This window comes from Paraburkholderia sp. BR10954, from assembly GCF_040965775.1.
GTDB classification, from domain to species: Bacteria; Pseudomonadota; Gammaproteobacteria; order Burkholderiales; family Burkholderiaceae; genus Paraburkholderia; species Paraburkholderia youngii.
The window spans coordinates 1-21,053 of record NZ_JBFRCK010000031.1; the positions used below are offsets into that span (position 1 = coordinate 1).

The window sequence follows — 21,053 nt, forward strand, 5'->3', positions numbered from 1 at the left end:
ACGCGAGGCTGTAGCCGACCACGGTCCAGACGATCGTCACCAGACAGGTGATCGCGAAGCTTTGCATCAGCGTCGCGAGCACGTTCTTCTTGCGGACCATGCCGCCGTAGAACAGTGCGAGGCCCGGAATCGTCATGAACAGCACCAGCGCGGTGGAAGTCAACATCCACGCGGTGTCACCGGAGTTGATCTTCGACGAATCGACCGAGAACGGTGCGGTCGGCGCGGCTGCGGCTGCGGCAGCCGACGCGTCGGTGGCGGCCGGTGCGCTTGCGGCCGGCGCGGCGGACGCTTCGGCGGCGGGAGCCGAAGCAGCCGGGGCAGCGACTGCGGCGGAGGCGTCCGGTGCGGGCGCGCTCGCCGTCGTATCGGGAGCGGAGGCGGCCGCGGGAGCGGACGCGTCGTCCGCGAGGGCGGTGCCGACACCGGCCGCGAGCAGCGAGCCGGCCATCAGCAGGGACATCATGAGTTTGCGCATCTTGGTTTTCCTCTTGTCGCGATCCGTGTCGCTATGCTCTGATTTTTTACAGTGCGTCCGCGCCGGTCTCGCCGGTGCGGATCCGAACCACCTGCTCGATCGGCGTGACGAAGATCTTGCCGTCGCCGATCTTGCCGGTTCGCGCCGCGCGCTCGAGCGCCTCGATCGCCTGATCCACGATGTCGTCCGATACCGCCGCTTCGATCTTCACCTTCGGCAGAAAATCAACCACGTATTCAGCGCCCCGATACAGCTCGGTGTGGCCCTTCTGCCGTCCGAAGCCTTTGACTTCGGTCACCGTGATGCCCGACACGCCGATCGCCGACAGGGCTTCGCGCGCTTCATCCAGCTTGAACGGCTTGATGATTGCGGTAATGAGTTTCATGAAATCCTCGCTAGTTGTTGCTGAACCGTTACTGGCCCGTTGCGTACCCGTGACCGCGGTCTCCTGCGCCCGGTAAAACTGTCCTGGCAGTGCGCGCGCGGCAGTAACAGCAACTCTTATGCCATATCGTGTCTGACTGCGCGTCGCGCGCGTGGCGCCGCACGCCCGGGCGGCCTTGTCCGAACGGCCAGCGGCGCGGCCGGCGGTGGCGCGGCGGGGGGATCGTTGCTAGAGTGTTCGAACGTTCTGAACGCGAGGCGCGCACCAATCACGCTCACGAGGCCGCGGCAGCGAACCGGCCGCGCGCACCAGGACCGCCCATTCGCCGCAACGGGGCACGGGCGCAATGAAACATGCACATTTTTTGTGCACCAAGGGGAACACGATGAAACAACCGAACGACGTTTTTAACGACTTCCAGGCTCGCGTCAGCGATCTGTTCAAGAATTCGCCGGCCAAGGATGTCGAACGCAACGTCAAAGCAATGCTGACGCAGGGCTTCTCGAAGCTCGATCTGGTCACGCGTGAGGAATTCGATACGCAGACCCAGGTGCTCGTGCGTACGCGCGCGCGCCTGGAAGAACTCGAGCGCCGCGTCGCCGAGCTCGAACAGAAGCTGCCGCTCACGCAGACGCCGTAAGCACTGGTTGCAGCCTTCGCGCTGCGCAGTGCCGCACATCACCGGCAAGCGGGCCGTGACGTCATCAGCGTTTTAGGGGATTTGCGCGCGAAGTGAGCGCGCTGTCCGACGGGAGGGAATATGTCGCTTGCCGTGGTGCGCAGCCGCGCGCCGGCCGCTGGCCGTGCGCCCGAAGTGACCGTCGAGGTTCACCTCGCCAATGGACTGCCGTCCTTTTCGATCGTCGGCCTGCCCGACCTGGAAGTGCGCGAGAGCCGTGAGCGCGTGCGCGCGGCGCTGCAGAACTGCGGTTTTGATTTCCCGGTCCGCCGCATCACCGTCAACCTCGCGCCCGCCGATCTACCGAAAGAATCCGGTCGTTTCGATCTGCCTATCGCGCTCGGCATCCTCGCCGCGAGTGGGCAAATTCCGGCAGAATCGCTGCTCCATCGCGAGTTCGCCGGCGAGCTGTCGCTGACCGGCGCGCTGCGGCCGATGCGCGGCGCGTTCGCGATGGCATGCGGCACCGCACGGGGCGCTCTGACGAGCGCAGACGCCGACGCATCATCTGAAACGCGTTCCGCGTTGCCAGCCCTCCTCGATCAAGTAGCCGCGCAGGCGTTCCACACCCCACAGCTCTACCTGCCGGCCGCTAGCGCGGCGGAAGCGGCGCTCGTGCCCCGTGTCGATGTGTACGGTGCCGCCGATCTGCCGTCGCTATGCGCGCACCTCGCAGGCGCGCCTGACGCGCGTCTTAGCCCGGTCGCCGCACCCGAGCTCCACGAGCACGCCCCCGCTCCGGCGCCGGACATGGCTGACGTGATCGGCCAGCGCGCCGCGCGGCGCGCACTCGAAGTCGCGGCGGCCGGCGGCCATCACGTGCTGCTGATCGGGCCGCCCGGCGCCGGCAAGTCGATGCTCGCGGCGCGCCTGCCCGGCCTGCTGCCGTCCATCACCGACGACGAAGCGCTCGCTTCCGCCGCGCTGCTGTCGGCGAGCCGCATCGGCTTCAAGCCGTCGCAGTGGCGGCAGCGGCCGTTTCGCGCGCCGCACCATTCGTCGAGCGCGGCGGCGCTGGTCGGCGGACGCAATCCGCCGCAGCCTGGCGAGATCACGCTCGCGCATCTGGGCGTGCTGTTTCTCGACGAGCTTCCTGAATTCGACCGCGTGGTGCTCGAAACGCTGCGCGAGCCGCTCGAAGCCGGCCGGATCACGATCTCGCGCGCCGCCTGGCAAGCGGACTTCCCCGCCGCCTGCCAACTGATCGCCGCAATGAACCCGTGCCCGTGCGGCTGGCGCGGCGATCCGGGCGGGCGCTGCCGCTGTACGCCCGAAGTTGCGGCGCGCTATCTGCGTAAATTGTCGGGACCGCTGCTCGACCGCATCGACATCCAGCTGGAAATTCCAGCTCTGACCGCCACCGAACTCGCGGCCCGCGCCGCTACCGCCGGCGAGGCAAGCGCGGCGATCGCACACCGCGTAAGCGCTGCGCGCGAACGGCAACTGGTCCGGCAAGGCAAGACCAACCGCGAATTGGACGGGCGCGAAGTCGACGATGTGTGCCGCCCGGACGCAGCAGGCGAGGCACTGTTGCGCGAAGCCGGCGAGCGCTTCGGCTGGTCGGCGCGCGCGTACTACCGGGTGTTGAAGGTCGCGCGCACCGTCGCGGATCTGGCTGGCGAGGCGATGCCGACCGCCGCGCAGATTGCCGAGGCAATCCAATACCGCCGCGCTTTTGGCTCGTTATGATGAGAAAAAACTACTGTCAAGACTTGACTTATTCACACAGCCACGATCCTGTTAGATTTTGATACAACTCGAAAGCGCGCAGACAGGCATCCCTTCAAGCCATTGATTTAATTGACTTTTTTAAAACCCCCTGCGCTCATGGATTTTGATGAAAGGCCCGTCTGATGGGCTTTTGCGGCCTTTGAAGGCGACTTCTCAACAGAGTTATCCACAGGTTGTGCGCGTAACTCAAAAAGCTCAACGTAAACCGGTAATTAGCGCGCAAACCTGCGAAGGAACTTTCACTGCGTTCGGCATTCTGAGGCGCTTCCGTTCGGCCAAAAATACCGCGTTCAGTAGAGTTGGAACGACGAAAAAAACTGGTCGACCTGGTCTTGCGGCAGCGGTTGATCGGCGATGATTGCAGCCTGGTACACGTGCCGGCCGCGCGCGACGAGCCGCGCATACACGGTGCGCGTTTCGCGTTTGGCGCCCGCGGCGCCGCTCACCGTCATTTCCTGCCCCGGAATCTTGCCGCCCGCCGCCAGCGGGATCTGCACCGCGTGAGCATCGGGTGTCGCGCCGACGTTGCGCGCCAGTCCCGCGCGCAGGAAATCGAGTGCGGCGCGCTGCGTCGCGTCGCTATCGTCGGGCAGCATCACGGTGCCGACCGCGAAGACCGCATTGCCCGCTTCGGCAGTCTGCATCGCCATCTGCATGAGTGTGCCGTCGATCTTCACCGCGCGCTGGTCGTTGCCCGGCTTGGCCGGGAAGTCGACCGTGTAGCCCTTGTCGTTGTTCATCACGGTGCGCCAGTCGAAGGTCGGCGAGCAGGCGCTGAGCGCGACGCCGAGGGCCAACGCGGCCGTCATCGCGCCGAGCACGGTACGAGCGTGACCGGGTCGCGTGAGAGCGCGAAGGAAATGGCCCGCCGGCTGGAAGACGTCCGCACGGCGGGCGGGAATTCGGCGGATCAACGGAAAGCGGCACGAAACGCGGGCAACCAAGCGGCAGACGCGAAGAACGATTTGGAGCATGGGGCGAAAGAGATCGGGCTTGCGGAGCGTAAAACGCCATTATCCGCTGATCGGCTTCTGGCCCGTCGCGCCGAGCCGCACGCTTCGGCGACCTCGGCGCAGCCGCCCCATTGCAGCTACAATGGAAAAGCTATTCAGCACCGGCCCGAGCGCCATTGCACCGACCCATTGTTCCGCGCCGCGCGCGACTCACGAGGTTCCGTCCATGAGTTCCAATTCACCGACCGCCGCCCGGCGCACGAACCCGCTTCGCTATCTGATTGCGGTGGCCGTGGCCATTGCGCTCGCCGTCGCCGGTTACCTGGCGTTCGCCGGTCAACAGCGCGTGCCGGATGCGACCTTCACGCTGCTGTCGGGACAGAAGCTCACGACCGCGGACCTGAAAGGCAAGGTTTATCTGGTCAATTTCTGGGCAACGAGCTGCGACACCTGCATGAAGGAAATGCCGCAGATGGTCGAGACCTATAACCGCTTCAAGGGCCAGGGCCTCGAATTCGTCGCGGTGGCGATGAACTACGACGCGCCGATGTACGTGACCAACTACACGCAAACGCGTCAGCTGCCGTTCAAGGTCGCCATGGACGACGGCTCGGCCGCCAAGCAGTTCGGCAACGTGCAGCTCACGCCGACCACCTTCGTCGTCGATAAAGACGGCAAGATCCTGAAGCGCTATGTCGGCGAGCCGCAATTCGCGGAACTCGACCAGTTGCTCGCGAAAGCGCTGAAAGCTGGCGCGGCTTAAGCCGGGTCAAGCAGTCCGCAACGCGCCGGCGCAATTTCCCGCCGCCGGCGCCTTCCTCCTCACCGCTCCCCATCCCCTTTGGCCGCAAGGCCATATCGCTTGATCTTCTCGTAGAGCGTCGCCTTGCCGAGCTGCAGCCGGTCTGCCGCGACCGCGACCACGCCGCCCGCCTGTTCCAACGCCTCGGCGATCATCGCGCGCTCGAACTGCTCGACACGCTCCTTTAGCGGATGGGTGGCCCCGTCGTCTTCGTCGAACGACAGCACCGGTTCGTCGGCGATGCCGAGTACGAAGCGGTCGGCGGCATTGCGCAGCTCGCGCACATTGCCCGGCCAGTCGCGCTGCATCAGGCTCGCACGCTGGCGATCGGTGAGCATCGGCGCCGGCCGCTGATAACGGACCGCCGCATCGAGCAGGAAATGCTCGAACAGCGGCACGATGTCCTCGCGACGCTCGCTCAACGGCGGCAGCGCAATCGTCACCACGTTGAGCCGGTACAGCAGATCGCGCCGGAACGAGCCGTCCGCGACATGCTCGGCCATATCGCCCTTCGCCGCCGCGACCACGCGGCAATTGACCCGAATCGGCTGATTCGAGCCGAGCCGCTCGAGCACGCCATCCTGCAGCACACGCAGCAGCTTGACCTGCAGCGCGAGCGGCATGCTCTCGATCTCGTCGAGAAACAACGTGCCGCCCGATGCATGTTCGAGCTTGCCGATCCGTCGCTTGGCCGCGCCGGTGAACGCGCCCGGCTCGTAGCCGAACATTTCCGATTCGAACATCGGCTCGGGCAGCGCGCCGCAGTTCACCGCGATGAACGGCTTGTCGCGCCGCGGCGACAGCTCGTGCAGGCTGCGTGCGATCAGCTCCTTGCCCGCGCCGGTATCGCCGTTGATCAGCACGGACGCATCGGTCGGCGCGACGTTGGCGATCAGCCGCCGCACCTGCTCGATCGCCGGACTGCGGCCGATGATGCGCGGCGCCACCGCGTTCTGCCCGGCTAGCTCACGGCGCAGCGCGATGTTTTCGAGCACGAGCTTGCGGCGCTCCATTGCACGCCGCACGGTTTCGATCAGCCGCTCGGACGCGAACGGCTTTTCGATGAAGTCGTAGGCGCCATCGCGCATCGCCTGCACGGCCATCGAGATATCGCCGTGGCCGGTGACCAGAATCACCGGCACGTCGGGCGCGCGCTCGTGGCACTGCGCGAGCAGATCGAGGCCGCTCGCGCCGGGCAGCCGGATATCGCTGACGATCACGCCGGAAAAGTCCGCGCTGATCAGCCTCGCCGCCGCCTCGACCGATGCATGGCCGATCACGTCGAAGCCGGCCAGTTGCAGGCTCTGCACGCTCGCGCGCCGCACCAGTTCGTCGTCTTCGATATACAGCACTTGCAGGCCGTCGTTCATTGCGTGTTCCGGGTGATGCGTCAGTGTGAAATCAGGAGCCCGCCGTCAGCGGATCGTGCGAAGGACTGGTCTGCACGCGCGCGCGACGCAGCGTCAACACGAATGATGCACCGCCTTGCGGCGCGTTGCGCGCGACCAGCGAGCCGCCGCAATCACGCGCGATCGACGACGAAATCGCGAGGCCAAGGCCGAGCCCCTGGCCCATTTCCTTCGTCGTGAAGAACGGTTCGAACAGGTGCGGCAACACGTCGTCGGGAATGCCGGGGCCGTTGTCGCCGACCGCGATCGACAGGTTCGCGGCGCCGGCCTCGACCTCGACCGTGATACGCGGCGGGTTCATGCCGGCAGTTGCGTCGAGCGCGTTGCCGAGCAGGTTGATCAGCACCTGTTCGAGCCGCAGATCGTCGCAATTCGCGATCAGCTCCGGATGATCGTCGGCGAGATTCAGCGGCGTGCGCGCGACGGTGTCAGCCTCGACATCGGTCAGCACGAATTCGAGCTCGACACCCTGCAGACGCTTCTGCAGCAGCGCGACGACGTTGCGCAGCGCCCGCACGATCGACGCGCGTGCGCTGCGCGGCCGCGCGCGGCCGACGAACAGCTTCAGCTGATTGGTGATCTTGCCCATGCGCTCGGTGAGCGCCGCGATCGCTTCGAGATTCTCGCGCGCCGATGCCTGATCGCCGCGTTCGAGCAGCACGCGGGTGTTGTCGGAGAAACTGCGCAGTGCCGCGAGCGGCTGGTTCAGCTCGTGCGTGATGCCGGCCGCCATCTGGCCGAGCGCGGCGAGCTTGCTCGCCTGGATCAGTTCGTCGTGCGCGGCGCGCAGCTCCTGTTCGGCGCGGGTGCGCTCGGCGACTTCCTTGTGCAGCTGCTGGTTCGCCTCGGACAGATCCGCGGTGCGCTCGGCGACGCGCTGGTTCAGTTCGGCATACGCCTTCTGCAGCAGCGCGCGGCTGCGCATCACTTCGCGCACGCGCGCGCGCCGCATGCGCCAGTAAAACGCGAGCAGCACCAGCGACGCGTAGCCGAAGCCGGTGACGATGGTCGCCTTGAGCGCGTCGGCATCGACGGGATCGACTGGGGACATCGTGATCAGATGCCAGTCCGGCTCGCCCATCGCGTGCCGCGACGCCAGGTAGCGCGGTGCGAGGCGCCCGCCGCCGATGCGCAGAATCTGCGCATTGCCTTCGAGCATGCGCTCGACCGTCACCGGCAGCGGCTCGATCGGCTGCTGCGCGTACTGGCGCGCCTGATAGATCGAATCGGCGATCCGGCCGGGCAGCGGCCGGATCGTGTGGTACTTCCACGCCGGCACCGACGACAGGAAGATCACGCCATGATCGTCGGTGACGACGAGCGGCTCGGACGCGTCGACGCCCTGAAACCATTCGAGGTCGAGCTTGACGACCGCCACACCGACGATCTTGCCGTCGCGCCGCACCGGCTGCGAGATGTAGTAGCCGGGCGCCTGCGAAATCGTGCCGATGCCGAAGAAGCGGCCGACGCCGCCATTCATCGCATCGACGAAATACGGCCGGAACTGATAGCCGGCGCCGACGAAGCTGCCCGGGCCACGCCAGTTGCTGGCGGCGACGCAGTAGCCGTCGAGCGAAATGATGTAGGTGACCGTCGCGCGCGCATGGCGGTTCAGGTCTTCGAGATAGAGATTCGCGCGCTGGACGTTGGCGGGGTTCGGATCGATCAGCACGTCCTGCACGATCGGATGCTCGGCGAGCAGATAAGGCAGCGATTCGTAGCGCTCGAGCGTGCTCCTGAGCGCCCTCGCGGTGCGCTCGGCGCGCACGGCGGCGTTGCGCCGCAGCGTGTCGACACCGCTTTTCCACGCAAGGCTGTAGGTGAGCCAGCATGCCGCCACGAGCCCGGCTGCGAGCGCGAAGAGAATCAGCAGGCGGCGGGTCACGTTGGCAAGGTCCGATAGATGAGCATCGGACATTGTGGCATAGGGCGGCAACGGCTCGCCGCCAGAGGTAGGCGTCGAAGGTGCCGGGGACGCCGGAGCGACAGCAGACGCCTCGGAAAGACGCGCGGACGCCGGTTTCATGCTCAAGCGTCCGCGCTGGTCACGACTGGGTTGGCGAGCGCGGCTCAAACGCCGGCCGGCTCTTTGACCGCCACCTCGCCGCGCAGCACCTTGTTCAGCCTGGCGCGATCGAGCTCTTTTTCCCAGGCCGATACGACGACCGTCGCGACACCGTTGCCGACGATGTTCGTCAGCGCGCGGCACTCGCTCATGAAGCGGTCGATGCCAAGGATCAGCACCATGCCCGACAGCGGAATCGTCGGCACCACGGCCAGCGTCGCCGCGAGCGTGATGAAGCCCGCGCCGGTCACGCCGCTCGCGCCCTTCGAGGTCAGCATCGTCACCGCGAGCAGCGTCAGCTGCTGGCCCCACGACAGGTCGGTGTTGGTCGCCTGGGCGATGAACAGCACCGCCATCGTCATGTAGATGTTGGTGCCGTCGAGGTTGAACGAGTAGCCGGTCGGCACCACGAGGCCCACCACCGAGCGCGAGCAGCCGAGATTTTCGAGCTTCTGCATCAGTTGCGGCAGCGCGGCTTCGGACGAGCTCGTGCCGAGCACGATCAGCATCTCTTCCTTGATGTACGCGACGAAACGCAGGATGTTGAAGCCCACCATCCGTGCGATTGCGCCGAGCACGACCACCACGAATACGATCGAGGTCAGATAGAACGTGCCGATCAGCTTGAGCATCGGCAGCAGGGAGCCGATGCCGTACTTGCCGATCGTGAAGGCCATCGCGCCGAACGCGCCGATCGGCGCGAGCTTCGTGATGATGCGCACCATGCCGAACAGAATGTGCGAGAGCCCTTCGATGAAGTTCGTGACGGGCTTGCCCTTCTCACCGGCCGTCGCGAGCACGGCGCCGAACAGCAGCGCGATCAGCAGGATCTGCAGGATTTCACCCTGCGCGAACGCCGACGACAGCGTGTCCGGAATCAGGTGCATGAAGAAGTCGACGGTCGACTGGCCGTGCGCCTTCGCGGCGTACGACGCGACCGCGCGGCTATCGAGCGAGGCCGGGTCGACGTTGAAGCCGGCGCCGGGTCGCAGCAGGTGCGTGGCGGCGAGGCCGAGCACCAGAGCGAACGTCGAGACGATTTCGAAGTACAGCAGCGCCTTGCCGCCGACGCGTCCGACCTTCTTCATGTCTTCCATGCCGGCGATGCCCGTCACGACCGTGCAGAAAATGATCGGCCCGATCACCATCTTGATCAGCTTGATGAAGCCGTCGCCGAGCGGCTTCATGTCGGTGGCGAGATTCGGGTAGAAATGTCCGAGAACGATGCCGATGATGATCGCCACGATCACCTGGACGTACAGCACTTTATGGATAGGTTTCTTCACGATGGTTCCTGCGAGGGATATGAGCGAATGACCCGCCGCGACGCGCGACACGCGAACGAAACGTCGTCACGTGCGCGCCCGATTGCGGGCCGCTGCAAAGACGACGAATTCAGAAATACCGGGAAGGGAAATCGGACATCGTTGTCTCCTTGCTTTTATGTCGGGCCGTGGCGGCCACGCGTTTTAAATTGCAAGGTCGATGCCAGTTTAATTTCAGACTAAGCGCCTTGATTCTTATGGGTTTTTTGACAAGGCGCGGCGCGCGCCGTCCGGGATTCCGGAAATCCGGACGAATGCCGTCGGGGAATCCGGAATCCAGTGCGCGCACGGTTGCGGGAAAACCCGCAGGGGTTGGTGCGAAGCTCGCGAGCGCGACTTCAGCTCAACAGATCGATCCGATCCGTGCAAATCATGTCGACGCCCCATTCTTCGAGCACCCGCGCGCGCGCCGGATCGTTCACCGTGTACGCGAGCACGCGCAGCCCGGCCGCGCGGATCTGCGCGACCAGCGGCTCGCTCAGATAACGGTGACTCGCGTGCAGCGATGCGCAGTCGAGCTCACGCACGATGCTCAACCAGTCCGCCGGCACCTGCTCGAACAGCATGCCGCGCGGCAGCGACGGCGCGGCAGCGCGCGCGGCGGCGAGCGCGTCGAACGAAAATGACGACAGGAGCGGCGGCGTCCGCCCTCGCCAAAGCTCGAGCGCGCCTTCGGCGACCAGCGTGCCGGTGATGACTTCGCGGCCCGGACACGGCTTGATCTCGATGTTCGCGGCGATGCCGTCGCGCGCGCAACGCCCGGCCGCGTCGGCCAGCGTCGGCAGCCGCGTGCCGGCGAACTCGGCGCCGCGCCACGCGCCGGCATCCAGAGCGGCGAGTTGCTGCCACGTATGCATGGCCGCGGGCCCGTGGCCGTTGGTCGTGCGATCGAGCGTGTCGTCGTGCAGCAGGAACGACGCGTTGTCGGCGGACAGCTTCGCGTCGAATTCGACCATGCGATAGCCGTAGCGCACGCAGGCGTCGAAACCGGCCAGCGTGTTTTCCGGCGCGAGCGTGCCGCCGCAGCGGTGCGCGATCAGCCGCGGATAAGGCCATTGCGCGGAGGTCCTGCGGTCGATCCCAGTTGCCACGTGTCGTTTCCTTACTGATAGGTGAACGGTTCAAAAAAAAGCCCGCACATCGGCGGGCTTTTCGTTTTTGCGGGCGTGAAGCGACGCAACAGCGGCGAGGCGTCAGCGCGTCAGACTACGCCGGCTCCATGCGCCTGCACGTCGGCGTGATAGCTCGAACGAACCATCGCGCCCACCGCGGCGTGCGTGAAGCCCATCTTGTACGCCTCTTCCTCGTACATCTTGAAGGTGTCCGGATGCACGTAAGCGCGCACCGGCAGATGGTGCTCCGACGGCTGCAGATACTGGCCGATCGTCAGCATGTCGACGTCGTGATCGCGCAGATCGCGCATCACCTGCAGGATTTCCTCTTCGGTTTCGCCGAGACCGACCATCAGGCCGGACTTGGTCGCGACTTGCGGATGCAGCGCCTTGAAGTCTTTCAGCAGCTTCAGCGAATGCGCGTAGTCCGAACCCGGGCGCGCTTCCTTGTACAGACGCGGCACCGTTTCGAGGTTGTGGTTCATCACGTCGGGCGGCGCCGCGTTGAGGATGCCGAGCGCGCGGTCGAGGCGGCCGCGGAAGTCTGGCGTCAGGATCTCGATGCGCGTTTGCGGCGACAGCTCGCGCGTCTGACGAATACATTCGACGAAGTGCGCCGCACCGCCGTCGCGCAGATCGTCACGGTCGACGCTGGTAATCACGACGTACTTCAGCTTCAGCGCGGCGATGGTGCGCGCGAGGTTAGCCGGTTCGTCGGCGTCGAGCGGATCGGGACGGCCATGGCCGACGTCGCAGAACGGGCAGCGGCGGGTGCACTTGTCGCCCATGATCATGAAGGTCGCGGTGCCCTTGCCAAAGCATTCGCCGATGTTCGGGCAGCTCGCCTCTTCACACACCGTGTGAAGATTGTGCTCGCGCAGGATCTGCTTTATCTCGTAGAAGCGCGAGTTGCCGGTGGCCGCCTTCACGCGAATCCAGTCGGGCTTCTTCAGCTTTTCGATCGGGACGACCTTGATCGGGATGCGCGCGGTCTTGGCTTGCGCTTTCTGCTTCGCGGTAGCGTCGTAGGCGGCGGGGGCCGGCACGCCTTCGGGCGCGGGGTTGGCTGCTGCGGAATTCGCGGTTACGTCAGTCATTCGTTCGATCCAGTCAGGCGGTGAGCGCACCGGCCTGCGGTTGGGCGACGGCCGCGGGATTGCCGTCGAGGTTTGCGGTGAGACTTGCTGCGAGGGTACGTGCCACGTGGTCCCAGCCGGCGGCGACGCCGAGCGTCGCCATGTCGACCGTTTCGAGCCCCGCGTAGCCGCATGGATTGATCGCGAGAAACGGAAGCAGGTCCATGTTCACGTTCAGACTCACGCCGTGATAGCTGCAACCGTTGCGGATTTTCAGGCCAAGCGCCGCGATCTTCGCGCCGGCATGCGACCCGGCCTCGGGCCCGGGCGCCACGTAGATGCCGGGGGCGCCCGCCTTGCGTTCTCCGGCGAGATTATACGCCGCCAGGGTGTCGATCACGGCCTGCTCGATCCGCGTGACCAGCTCGCGCACCATCAGCTTGCGCCGGCGCAGGTCGAGCAACAGATACGCGACCACCTGGCCGGGCCCGTGATACGTGATCTGCCCGCCGCGGTCGACCTTGACGAGCGGAATGCTGCTGTCGGCCGCGAGCAGGTGAGCCGGATCGCCGGCCTGGCCGAGCGTGAAGACGGGCGGATGTTCGACGAGCCAGATTTCGTCGGGGGTGTCGGCGGTGCGGGCGTCGGTGAACGCGCGCATCGCGTCGAAACTGACCTGGTAGGGTTCGAGGCCGAGCCAGCGCAGCTTGGGTGGCTCGATGGCAGCTAGAGGAGACGGAGAAACCGGGGTGGCGCACATGATCCCGCGAGTTTACCGAAATCTCGGAAACCGCGCCCGAGGGGACGGGACGCAACGCAGAGGGACTGGCGCGCCGCCAGCCCCATCGTAAGACGCGGCGCAGCCGCCGCACCCACGCTCAAACCGTGCGCCAGCCGCCGCGCACGCGCATCATCCAGCGCTCGCCGATGCGCGCGAACCAGTTCAGCGCGCGCTTGTCGCAGCGGGTCGGCACCGAGAACGTGACCTTTGCGAACGTGGCGCCCTCGGCGCTGAGCCAGAGCCGCTCGCCGCGGCGCAGATGCAGCGTCTGGCCGGGCTGCAGCCAGTAGTCTTTGGTGTCGTCGCTGCGCGTGACCCACACTGCGCCGCCGCGCACGATCAGCTTCGTGCTGCGCGCGACCTTCAGCGGCAGCGTGTCGCCAGCGCGGATTTCATATGCAATGCTAGAGGAAATTTCTCGCATGAGGCCCTCGCCAAAAATCGTTTCCTGACTAGAATCCTAGGTGCAGCAAGGACTTGGGCAAAACGATCAATTTTCACGTCTATGTGAGAAATATTGCGATGGACCTGCGTCAACTCCCCGCTCTGAACGCGATCAAGGCGTTCGAAGCCGCCGCCCGCCACGAGAGCTTTTCGCGCGCCGCCGACGAGCTCTTCGTCACGCACGGCGCGGTCAGCCACCAGATCCGCGGGCTCGAGGCCGAGCTCGGCGTGTCGCTGTTTGCGCGTGACGGCAAGCGCGTGCGCCTCACCGAAACCGGCCGCCGTTACGCCACCCAGGTGCGCGCCGCGCTGATGGAACTCGCCGATGCGACCCGCGCGATACGCGCCGGCGACCGCGAGCGGCGCCTCGTGATATCGATGCTGTCGTCGTTCGCGGCGCGCTGGGTGACGCCGCGCATCGGCAGCTTTATCGAGGCGAATCCGCAGTGGGATCTCGAGCTGCTGACCACCAACGCGCTGACGGACTTCGCGCGCGACGACGTCGACGTGGCGATCCGTTTCGGCTTCGGCAAATATCCGGGACTGCACGCCGAGCTGCTGCTCGACGAGATTTTCTTCCCGGCCTGCTCGCCCAACTTCAACGGCGGCAAGCTGCCTCAAACCCCGGCCGATCTCGCCAAAGTCCCGCTGCTGCGCTCCGACGACGAGCTATGGCGCCCGTGGTTCGACGCCGCCGGCCTCACCGACTGGCCGGAGCCGAAACGCGGCGTGCTGTATCAGGATTCGTCGAATCTGCTGCAGGCGGCCGTCGACGGCCAGGGGGTTGCGCTCACGCGCCGCTCGCTCGCGATGCACGAAATCGCAGCAGGCCGGCTCGTGCGGCTGTTCGATGTGGATGGGCCCAGCCCGTGGCAATACTATCTGGTCTGCCTGCCGCAGACGCTGGAGACCGCGCGGGTCAAGGCGTTTCGCGACTGGGTGTTCGATGAGGTGGCGCGCTTCAGGCAGCTGTTCGATCTCGCCTGCGCGGCGGGGCCCGAGGCGAGTGCGCGCCTTGCGGCGGAGGGGGCGACGGCGGACGCGTTGCGCGCTGCGCCGTGAGGTGAAAAACCGCGTGCGGCGTTACAGCACGACCTTGACCATCGGATGGCCGGTCAGCGCGCGATAGATGTCGTCGAGATGCGCGCGGCTCGTCGCGCGCACGTGGACGGTCAGCCCTGTGTAGGTGCCGCTGCTCGACGGCCGCGTCTCGACGCGCGACGCATCGACCTCGCTATCGAACTCGCGCACCACTTCGACGATCGTCGCGGCAAACTCGGGGTGCGATTTGCCCATGATCTTGATCGGGAAATCGCAGGGAAATTCAAACAGTGAGTCGTTCTCGGGATTCATTCTCTACTCCTTCTTGCGCCGCGGCGGCTTCGGCCGCCTTGGCTCGCTGATACGCCGCATACAGCGCCGCAAACACCACGCCCGGCTGGCCCGCGCCGACCGGCGCGCTGTCGAGCCGCGTGACCGGCAGCACTTCCTTGGTCGCCGAGCTGACGATGATTTCATCGGCCGCGCGCACTTCGGCCTCGGTGATGTCGCGCGCCTCGAAGCGTATGCCGCATTTGGCCGTCAGCTCCTCGATGAGCCCATAGCGGATTCCTTCGAGAATCTTGTTGCTGCGCGGCGGCGCGGCCAGCACGCCATCCTTCACGACCCACACGTTCGACGACGACCCTTCGGTCAGCAAACCATCGCGGAACTGCAGCGTCTCGAAGGCGTCGTTTTCGGCCGCGTATTGCGCCATCAGCACGTTGCCGAGCAGCGACACCGACTTGATATCGCAATTGAGCCAGCGACGATCCTCCGCGCTCACGCACGCGACGCCGCTCGCGCGTTGCGCGGCGCCGGGCAGGCTCAGCGCGGTAACCATCACGAACACGGTCGGCTTCACGCCGGCCGGAAACGCGTGAGCGCGCTTCGCGACGCCGCGCGTCACCTGAATGTACGCGATCGCGTCCTGATCGGCACGCAAGCCGCCGTCCGCTTCGTTGGCCTCGACCACCCGCTCGATCAGCTCGCGCCAGCCGGCGTCGTCGAGCGGATTGGCGATGCCGACCTTGCCGACCGAGCGCGCGAGCCGCGCCAGATGCTGCTTCAGACGAAACGCGGTGCGGCGGCCGCTCGCGTGCGCGTACAACGGCGCCACTTCGTAAATGCCGTCACCGAAAATGAAGCCGCGGTCGAGCACCGGCACGCGCGCTTCGGACAACGGCACCAGTTCGCCGTTCAGATAAACGATCGGGTCCGGCGCAACCTCGCAGACAGCGGTCATTGCGACGTAGCCCTTACTTTTTCTTGTTGAACATCAGCATCAGCGAATCCCACACGCGGCCGACCACACCGGCTTGCGGCACCGGCTGCAGCGCGAGCACCGGGAACTGCGCGAGCACCTTGCCGTCGGCGACGAGCTTGGCGGTGCCGATCTGCTGGCCGTTCGCGATCGGCGCGATCAGCGGATCGTTCAGTTCGATCTGCGGCTTCGCCTTGTCGCCGGCGCCCTTCGGCAGAGTGATGTACTGGTCGCTCTTCACGCCGACCTGCACGCTGTCCTGCGAACCCTTGTAGACGCGCGGCGTGGCCACGACCTGGTTCGCCTTGTACAGACGCGTCGTGTCATACGCGGTATAGCCGTAGTTCAGCATCTTCAGGCTGTCCTGCACGCGGTCGTGTTCCTTGGTCTCGCCCATCATCACCGAGACGAGACGGCGCGACGCGTCGGTCGTGCCGGGCAGCGGACGCTTCGCGCTCGCGATCAGGCAGTAGCCGGCCGCTTGCGTGTGACCAGTCTTGAGACCGTCGACGCTCGGGTCGATCCACAGCAGACGGTTGCGGTTCGGCTGCTTGATCTTGTTGTACGTGAATTCCTTGACCGAGAAGATGTTGTAGTAGTCCGGATAGTCGCGGATCAGGCGCGCCGACAGGATCGCGAGATCGCCCGCGGTCGTGTAGTGCTGCGGGTCGGGCATGCCGTTCACGTCGGCGAAATGCGTGTTCTTCATGCCGAGCTTCTGCGCTTCCTTGTTCATCATGTCGACGAACTGCGCCTCGTTGCCGCCCACCAGTTCGGCGAGCGCGATCGCCGCGTCGTTGCCCGACTGCACGATCATGCCGTACACGAGGTCGTGCACGGTCACCGGCTTGAGCGCCTCGATGAACATGCGCGACTCGTCGTTGCGCACGCGCCGCACGGCTTCGCTCGGCTCGATGCTCTGATCCATCGTGATCTTCTTGGTGCCGAGCGCTTCGAACACCAGATACGCGGTCATCAGCTTGGTCAGCGACGCCGGTTCGACGCGTTCGTCGGCATTGGCGGACGCGAGCACCTGGTTGCTGGTCGCATCGACGAGCACCCACGAGCGCGCGTTGACGCCCGGCGGGGGCACCTGCGCGAACGCGGTGCTCGCGACCAGCGTGGCCGGCAGCACGAGGCCGACGGTGATGGCACGGTTGAGCGAAGTGGGAATGAAAGAAGCGACTGACGGGAAAGACGTGCGGCCAGAGGAGGAGAAACGCATAGGGTCGATTGGTGCAGAAAAATACGTTGCGCGACAGCGCGCGGAGTTGGGGGAGCCGGTCGGCGGGGCATCTGGCCGTAAAACGGCGGGCGCCCGTTGGACTGATGGCGACGCAATCGGTTCGCGAGCACAGCGCTAAGCACCCGGCCGCGCCCTCCCGCGAAATGATTCCGCGGCGCGCGATTCTGCCGGCTGGGCGGCGCTGTGCCCAAAAAAAGAGCGCTCATTATACGCGCGCTACCTGGTCAACTTCGTGCGTGTGTCGTTGATTTGCACACGTTTGCGCGTACCTGTCCCCCTTCAAACGCGTGTCGCGCGGTTTCAGCGCCAGGCGTCGACGATGATGCGCTTCAGGATGTGAAGCTTACGATGCAGAAAGTGCTCGGCGCCCGGAATCACGACGACCGGCAGTTCCTGCGGCCGCGCCCAGTCGAACACGGATTGGATCGGAACGGTCTCGTCGACTTCGCCGTGAATCACGAGCGTGCCTTCGGGCACCGGCGCGACGTCCCAGCGGCTCGCCGCGGTACCGACGAACACGATGCGCTCGATTTCCTTGCCTTCGTCGCGCAGCTTCGCCGCGACGTGCGACAGCACCACGGTGCCGAACGAAAAGCCCGCGAGCACGAGCGGCAGATCGCCAAAGTCCGGATCGGCGCGCATGTGCTCGAGCACCGCGCACAGATCGTCACGCTCGCCGACGCCCGCGTCGTGTTCGCCCTGAGTCTGGCCGACGCCGCGGAAATTCGACCGGTACGTGACGTAGTTCAGTTGCACGAGCGTGCGCGCGAGTGTCTGCGCGACCTTGTTGTCCATCGTGCCGCCAAACAGCGGATGCGGATGCGCGACGAGCGCAATGCCGCGCGGCGCGGCGCGTTTATCGCGCACGTCGTCGGGCAGGTCCAGCGCGACCTCGATCTTGCCGACCGGGCCGTCGATCAGATACTTCTTCGTGTTGACGTTCATCGGGATGCCTGTGGATCGTTTCGTGGTTCGCGTTATTGATCGATCTTCAGACGCTCGACGACCTTGCCGTTCACGAGATGCGATTCGACGATCTCGTCGATGTCGCTCTCGTCGACGTAGGTGTACCAGACCGCCTCGGGATACACGACGAGCGCCGGGCCCAGTTCGCAGCGATCGAGGCAGCCGGCCTTGTTGATGCGCACCTGCCCGGGACCGGCGAGCCCGAGTTGCTTCACGCGTTTTTTCGCGTACTCCTGCATCGCCTGCGCATTGCAGTTCGCGCAGCTCGGACGCTCGGCGCCGGGGTCGCGTTGATTCAGACAGAAGAAAACGTGGTGCTTATAAAAGGAATCCATGATGTTCGGGAGGCGAGCCTGAAAGGAAGTGCAATGGCGCAGTCGGCATGCCGAAGCGCCCGTCGTGCGGACGATTATAGCGACCGGGCTGTGCACGCGCCGGGGCCTGGCGGCCGCAGCGCGAGCACGTCAGGCCGGCTTCACGCGCCGCTTCAGCCACGCCCGCTCGACCGCGAACGCGAGCCACACCAGCGCCGCATAGGGCCACATCCACGCGAGCCAACGCGCGAGTCCGTTGAAATGCAGGTAGCGTCCCTGCCTCCAGTCGGCGAGCACCGCGTCGAAATACGGATTCACCGGCAGCAGATTGACGAACACGAGTGCGATGACCAGCGCGACCCCGGCGAGCGTCGCGCGCACGCGCCGCCGCAGCGGCACCGCGACGAGCGCCGCGACGGTGCCGCAGACGAGTCCGAGCAACGCGCCCGGCGTCGCCCAGTCGAACGCGAGGCCCGATTGCGATTGCAGGAACGTCGCGGCGGCCTTCACGCATAAGGTCGCGACGATGAACACGAACAGCAGGCGCACGCGCGGCGCATGACGGCGCATCGGCAGAGACGCGAGCGCGAGCGCCGCGAACAGGTTCAGCGTCGTGATCAGCGCTTCCCATGTGTCGTCGTCAAGCCACGCGGCGGCCGCCGCCGGCCATGTGCCGACCTGCCATGCAGACGGCGTCCACGCAAGCAGCGCGTCCTGGGTGGCCGGATCGACGCTCAGCCACAGCGCGCGCGGCCAGTTGCCAAGGCCGAACAGGCGCGGCGCCGGAAACATCGTCGCGAACGGCCACGCGGCGACGATGCACGCGAGCGTCGCATGGCCGCGCTCGAACCACAGCAGCCGCAGACGCCTGAGCAGGCCGCGATCGAGCAGCGCGCCGGTCAACGGCGACATCATCGCCGCGCCGATTAGCGCGCCGAGCGTGTTGGCCGCAAGGTCGAGATTGGAGGCGACGCGGGTCGGCAGGTAGGTCTGCACGGCTTCCATCGTGCCCGACAGCAGTCCGCCCAACACGAACGCGAGCGCGACGGCCGGCGTGCCCCGCCGCCGCGGATACACCGCAAGCACCACCAGCGCGCCGAACGGCATATAGCCGAGCACGTTGGTGACGACGTCGAATGCTGTCAGGTACTGCGGCATCGGATCGAACAGATAGGCGAACGGCGCGATGCCGAGCGAGCGCCACCCCGAGAACGGATACCACGAGCCGTACACGATCAGCGCGGCGTACAGCAGCAGCGCCCGACGTGCCAGCGTCGACGGGCGGCGCAGCCACGGGCGTTCGCTCATGCGGCGCTCCTTTGCGTGCGCTGCCTGCCCGTCATTGCGCGGCGACCAGCGCCTGCGAGCCGAGCCACGTGGCGATCTGCGCGACGAGATCGTCGCTGGCCGCGGCGAGCGCCCGCGCGCCGCCGGCCGCATCCGCCGAATGCGCGGGCGCGTGCGCGACGAAGGTGTGCTGGCCGACCACCTTGCCACCCTGCATCAGCGTGGCGCGCGCGGTGATCGCACCGTGGCTGTCGGTCGGGCTGGCGAACACCTGCTCGAACTCTGTCAGATCGACCCGCAGCACCGGCGCGCTCACGCCGTCCGCGCCCGTCAGCACGGTGCCGCGCTCGCTCAGCGCGTTGCGCAGGCGCTGCGTCAGCAGTTGCGACGGCATCATCGTCCAGTGGCTGTTGGCGTAGGCGGCCATCTGCTGCGCATCGGCGTAGCTCAGCCGATACGTCAGCCGGTCCGATTCGAGCACGGACGGCGCGCTGACCTCGAGCACCTTGACGGCCGCCAGCCGACTCGTGGCGGCGGCCTGCGGCGGCGGTCCGAAGTCGTAGCGGACGTCCGACACGACCGCGGACGTGCCCGCGCAGCCCGCCGCCAGCACGCCGAACGCGAGCAGCGCCGCGAGCGCGGCGCGCGAGGACAACAGTCGGTGAATCGAGCGTGACATGGGCATCTTCCTCTGTTCTAGCCTGCGAATTTAATGGGCTGCGGGGGCTGCGGGCGTGGCGGCGGCGGGCCACGCGAAGCCGGCCTCGCCCGGACCCGGCGCCGCGCGCGGCGCGCCGAACAGCACGCTGCGCGGATTGGTATTGAAGGTGTCGGCGGCGCGATCGATCGATTGCGCCGCCGAGCGCACGTCCTCGGTCAGCGAATTGACGCGCGGCAGCGTCTCGAAGCCGACCCGCGCGGACAGGTCCTGCAGCGATGTGTTCATCTGCGCGAGCGCATCGCCCGCCTGCTGCGCGGCCGTGCCGACCTTGTTCAGATTGCGCTCGAGGGGTCCGTCCGGACGGTTCAGGCCGGTGATCATCTGGTCGGTCGACGCGAGCGTGTGGTTCAGCTGGTCGATCGTGCCGGGCAGCTTGCTGGCGACCGGCGCCATCTCACGAGTCAGCGTCGCGACGCCCGAAGCCGCCTGCGCGATGCTCGCCGCCGTCTCGTGCAGCTGTTCGACCATTTCCGGCGAGAGCATGTCGTTCACGCTGTCGGTGACTTTTTCGAGCTTGCGCAGCAGCACGTCGCCGCGCTGCTGCAACTGGTCGAACAGACCGGGGTGCATCGGCAATTGCGCGACCTGGTGCACCGACGAGTGCAGCGGCGTCAGGTCGCGCCCGGTATCGTCCAGCTGGATGAACGCGATGCCGGTCACGCCCTGCAAGCCGAGGCTGCCGAACGTCGAATGCGTGATCGGTGCGTGCTCGTCGACCATGATGCGGATCAGGATCTGCCCCGGATGGGTCGGATCGAACTTGATCGACTGTACCCGGCCGACGTCGAGGCCGCGAAAGCGCACCGCCGCGTCCGCAAAGAGGCCGGTCACGTTGGTGCGTGCGATCAGGTCGTATGGCACTCGCACGGTGCGGTCGACATTGAACAGATACGCGGCCAGCGCGATCGCCGCCGTCAGCACGACCGTGAAAAGCCCGGCCCAGAAAGCATGCGCTTTGTTTTCCATGGTCAGTTTTC

The 21,053-nt window shown here is 66.2% G+C and carries 21 protein-coding genes and 1 pseudogene; 4 read left to right on the forward strand and 18 right to left on the reverse strand.

Annotated elements, in window-relative coordinates:
- Together AB4Y34_RS31565 and AB4Y34_RS31570 are read right to left on the reverse strand one after the other, a co-directional pair.
- Positions 1-478, reverse strand: a pseudogene (locus tag AB4Y34_RS31565) (ammonia channel protein); the annotation flags it as partial.
- Between the two features lie 46 nt (positions 479-524).
- Entirely contained in the window at positions 525-863 is a 339-nt protein-coding gene (locus AB4Y34_RS31570; protein WP_013088261.1) for a P-II family nitrogen regulator, read from the reverse strand.
- Between the two features lie 385 nt (positions 864-1,248).
- Between AB4Y34_RS31570 and AB4Y34_RS31575 the strand changes: the two genes are divergently transcribed.
- Both AB4Y34_RS31575 and AB4Y34_RS31580 read left to right on the forward strand, forming a co-directional pair.
- Positions 1,249-1,503 carry an accessory factor UbiK family protein gene (locus tag AB4Y34_RS31575; RefSeq protein WP_176109667.1) on the forward strand — a complete coding sequence of 85 codons (255 nt, stop codon included), beginning with the start codon at positions 1,249-1,251 and terminating at the stop codon, positions 1,501-1,503.
- 120 nt (positions 1,504-1,623) lie between these two features.
- Entirely contained in the window at positions 1,624-3,231 is a 1,608-nt protein-coding gene (locus AB4Y34_RS31580) for a YifB family Mg chelatase-like AAA ATPase (RefSeq protein WP_368718257.1), read from the forward strand.
- Positions 3,232-3,563: 332 nt separating this feature from the next.
- On the opposite strand, the gene AB4Y34_RS31585 is transcribed toward AB4Y34_RS31580, so the two are convergent.
- The gene (locus tag AB4Y34_RS31585) at positions 3,564-4,247 is read right to left on the reverse strand and encodes a hypothetical protein (RefSeq protein ID WP_176385405.1); all 684 of its coding nucleotides are present in this window, start codon (positions 4,245-4,247) and stop codon (positions 3,564-3,566) included.
- 205 nt (positions 4,248-4,452) lie between these two features.
- Between AB4Y34_RS31585 and AB4Y34_RS31590 the strand changes: the two genes are divergently transcribed.
- A complete protein-coding gene (locus AB4Y34_RS31590; protein WP_176122234.1) occupies positions 4,453-4,989 on the forward strand; it encodes a TlpA disulfide reductase family protein in 537 nt (178 codons plus the stop codon).
- A gap of 59 nt (positions 4,990-5,048) precedes the next feature.
- Here AB4Y34_RS31590 and AB4Y34_RS31595 read toward each other — a convergent pair whose 3' ends face one another.
- The 7 genes from AB4Y34_RS31595 to AB4Y34_RS31625 all read right to left on the reverse strand — a co-directional run bounded on the left by AB4Y34_RS31595 (position 5,049) and on the right by AB4Y34_RS31625 (position 13,220).
- Positions 5,049-6,398: a sigma-54-dependent transcriptional regulator gene (locus AB4Y34_RS31595; RefSeq protein ID WP_368718258.1), complete on the reverse strand. Its 1,350-nt coding sequence runs from the start codon at positions 6,396-6,398 to the stop codon at positions 5,049-5,051.
- 31 nt (positions 6,399-6,429) lie between these two features.
- Positions 6,430-8,355: an ATP-binding protein gene (locus AB4Y34_RS31600; RefSeq protein ID WP_368718259.1), complete on the reverse strand. Its 1,926-nt coding sequence runs from the start codon at positions 8,353-8,355 to the stop codon at positions 6,430-6,432.
- 152 nt (positions 8,356-8,507) lie between these two features.
- Complete coding sequence (locus tag AB4Y34_RS31605) at positions 8,508-9,788, reverse strand: dicarboxylate/amino acid:cation symporter (RefSeq protein ID WP_176109672.1); 1,281 nt, start codon at positions 9,786-9,788, stop codon at positions 8,508-8,510.
- Positions 9,789-10,165: 377 nt separating this feature from the next.
- Positions 10,166-10,918: a glycerophosphodiester phosphodiesterase gene (ugpQ, locus tag AB4Y34_RS31610; RefSeq protein WP_176385413.1), complete on the reverse strand. Its 753-nt coding sequence runs from the start codon at positions 10,916-10,918 to the stop codon at positions 10,166-10,168.
- A 110-nt stretch (positions 10,919-11,028) separates the two neighbouring features.
- Positions 11,029-12,036 carry a lipoyl synthase gene (gene lipA / locus AB4Y34_RS31615; protein WP_368718260.1) on the reverse strand — a complete coding sequence of 336 codons (1,008 nt, stop codon included), beginning with the start codon at positions 12,034-12,036 and terminating at the stop codon, positions 11,029-11,031.
- Positions 12,037-12,049: 13 nt separating this feature from the next.
- Entirely contained in the window at positions 12,050-12,775 is a 726-nt protein-coding gene (lipB, locus tag AB4Y34_RS31620) for a lipoyl(octanoyl) transferase LipB (protein ID WP_176385417.1), read from the reverse strand.
- Between the two features lie 118 nt (positions 12,776-12,893).
- A complete protein-coding gene (locus tag AB4Y34_RS31625; protein WP_368718261.1) occupies positions 12,894-13,220 on the reverse strand; it encodes a DUF2917 domain-containing protein in 327 nt (108 codons plus the stop codon).
- Between the two features lie 98 nt (positions 13,221-13,318).
- Here AB4Y34_RS31625 and AB4Y34_RS31630 point away from each other — a divergent pair, with 98 nt between their 5' ends.
- Positions 13,319-14,302: a transcriptional regulator GcvA gene (locus AB4Y34_RS31630; protein ID WP_176122239.1), complete on the forward strand. Its 984-nt coding sequence runs from the start codon at positions 13,319-13,321 to the stop codon at positions 14,300-14,302.
- Between the two features lie 21 nt (positions 14,303-14,323).
- Here the strand turns inward: AB4Y34_RS31630 and AB4Y34_RS31635 are convergent, their stop codons facing one another.
- From AB4Y34_RS31635 to AB4Y34_RS31670, 8 genes are all read right to left on the reverse strand, one after another.
- Positions 14,324-14,593 (reverse strand): DUF493 family protein, encoded by a 270-nt coding sequence (locus AB4Y34_RS31635; protein WP_013088246.1) that lies wholly within the window; start codon positions 14,591-14,593, stop codon positions 14,324-14,326.
- The gene (locus tag AB4Y34_RS31640) at positions 14,565-15,524 is read right to left on the reverse strand and encodes a D-amino acid aminotransferase (protein ID WP_368718262.1); all 960 of its coding nucleotides are present in this window, start codon (positions 15,522-15,524) and stop codon (positions 14,565-14,567) included. Before AB4Y34_RS31640 ends, AB4Y34_RS31635 begins: the two co-directional genes overlap by 29 nt.
- Positions 15,525-15,537: 13 nt before the next feature.
- Complete coding sequence (locus AB4Y34_RS31645) at positions 15,538-16,767, reverse strand: D-alanyl-D-alanine carboxypeptidase family protein (protein ID WP_176109679.1); 1,230 nt, start codon at positions 16,765-16,767, stop codon at positions 15,538-15,540.
- Positions 16,768-17,088: 321 nt separating this feature from the next.
- Positions 17,089-17,733 (reverse strand): alpha/beta hydrolase, encoded by a 645-nt coding sequence (locus AB4Y34_RS31650; protein WP_176385423.1) that lies wholly within the window; start codon positions 17,731-17,733, stop codon positions 17,089-17,091.
- Positions 17,734-17,765: 32 nt separating this feature from the next.
- Positions 17,766-18,089, reverse strand: a complete 324-nt coding sequence (locus AB4Y34_RS31655; RefSeq protein ID WP_176122244.1) for a ferredoxin — start codon at positions 18,087-18,089, stop codon at positions 17,766-17,768.
- Between the two features lie 129 nt (positions 18,090-18,218).
- A complete protein-coding gene (locus tag AB4Y34_RS31660; protein WP_368718263.1) occupies positions 18,219-19,376 on the reverse strand; it encodes a VanZ family protein in 1,158 nt (385 codons plus the stop codon).
- 31 nt (positions 19,377-19,407) lie between these two features.
- Complete coding sequence (locus AB4Y34_RS31665; protein ID WP_176385427.1) at positions 19,408-20,034, reverse strand: ABC-type transport auxiliary lipoprotein family protein; 627 nt, start codon at positions 20,032-20,034, stop codon at positions 19,408-19,410.
- A 30-nt stretch (positions 20,035-20,064) separates the two neighbouring features.
- Positions 20,065-21,042: an MlaD family protein gene (locus tag AB4Y34_RS31670; protein WP_176385429.1), complete on the reverse strand. Its 978-nt coding sequence runs from the start codon at positions 21,040-21,042 to the stop codon at positions 20,065-20,067.
- Between the last annotated feature and the right edge of the window lie 11 nt (positions 21,043-21,053).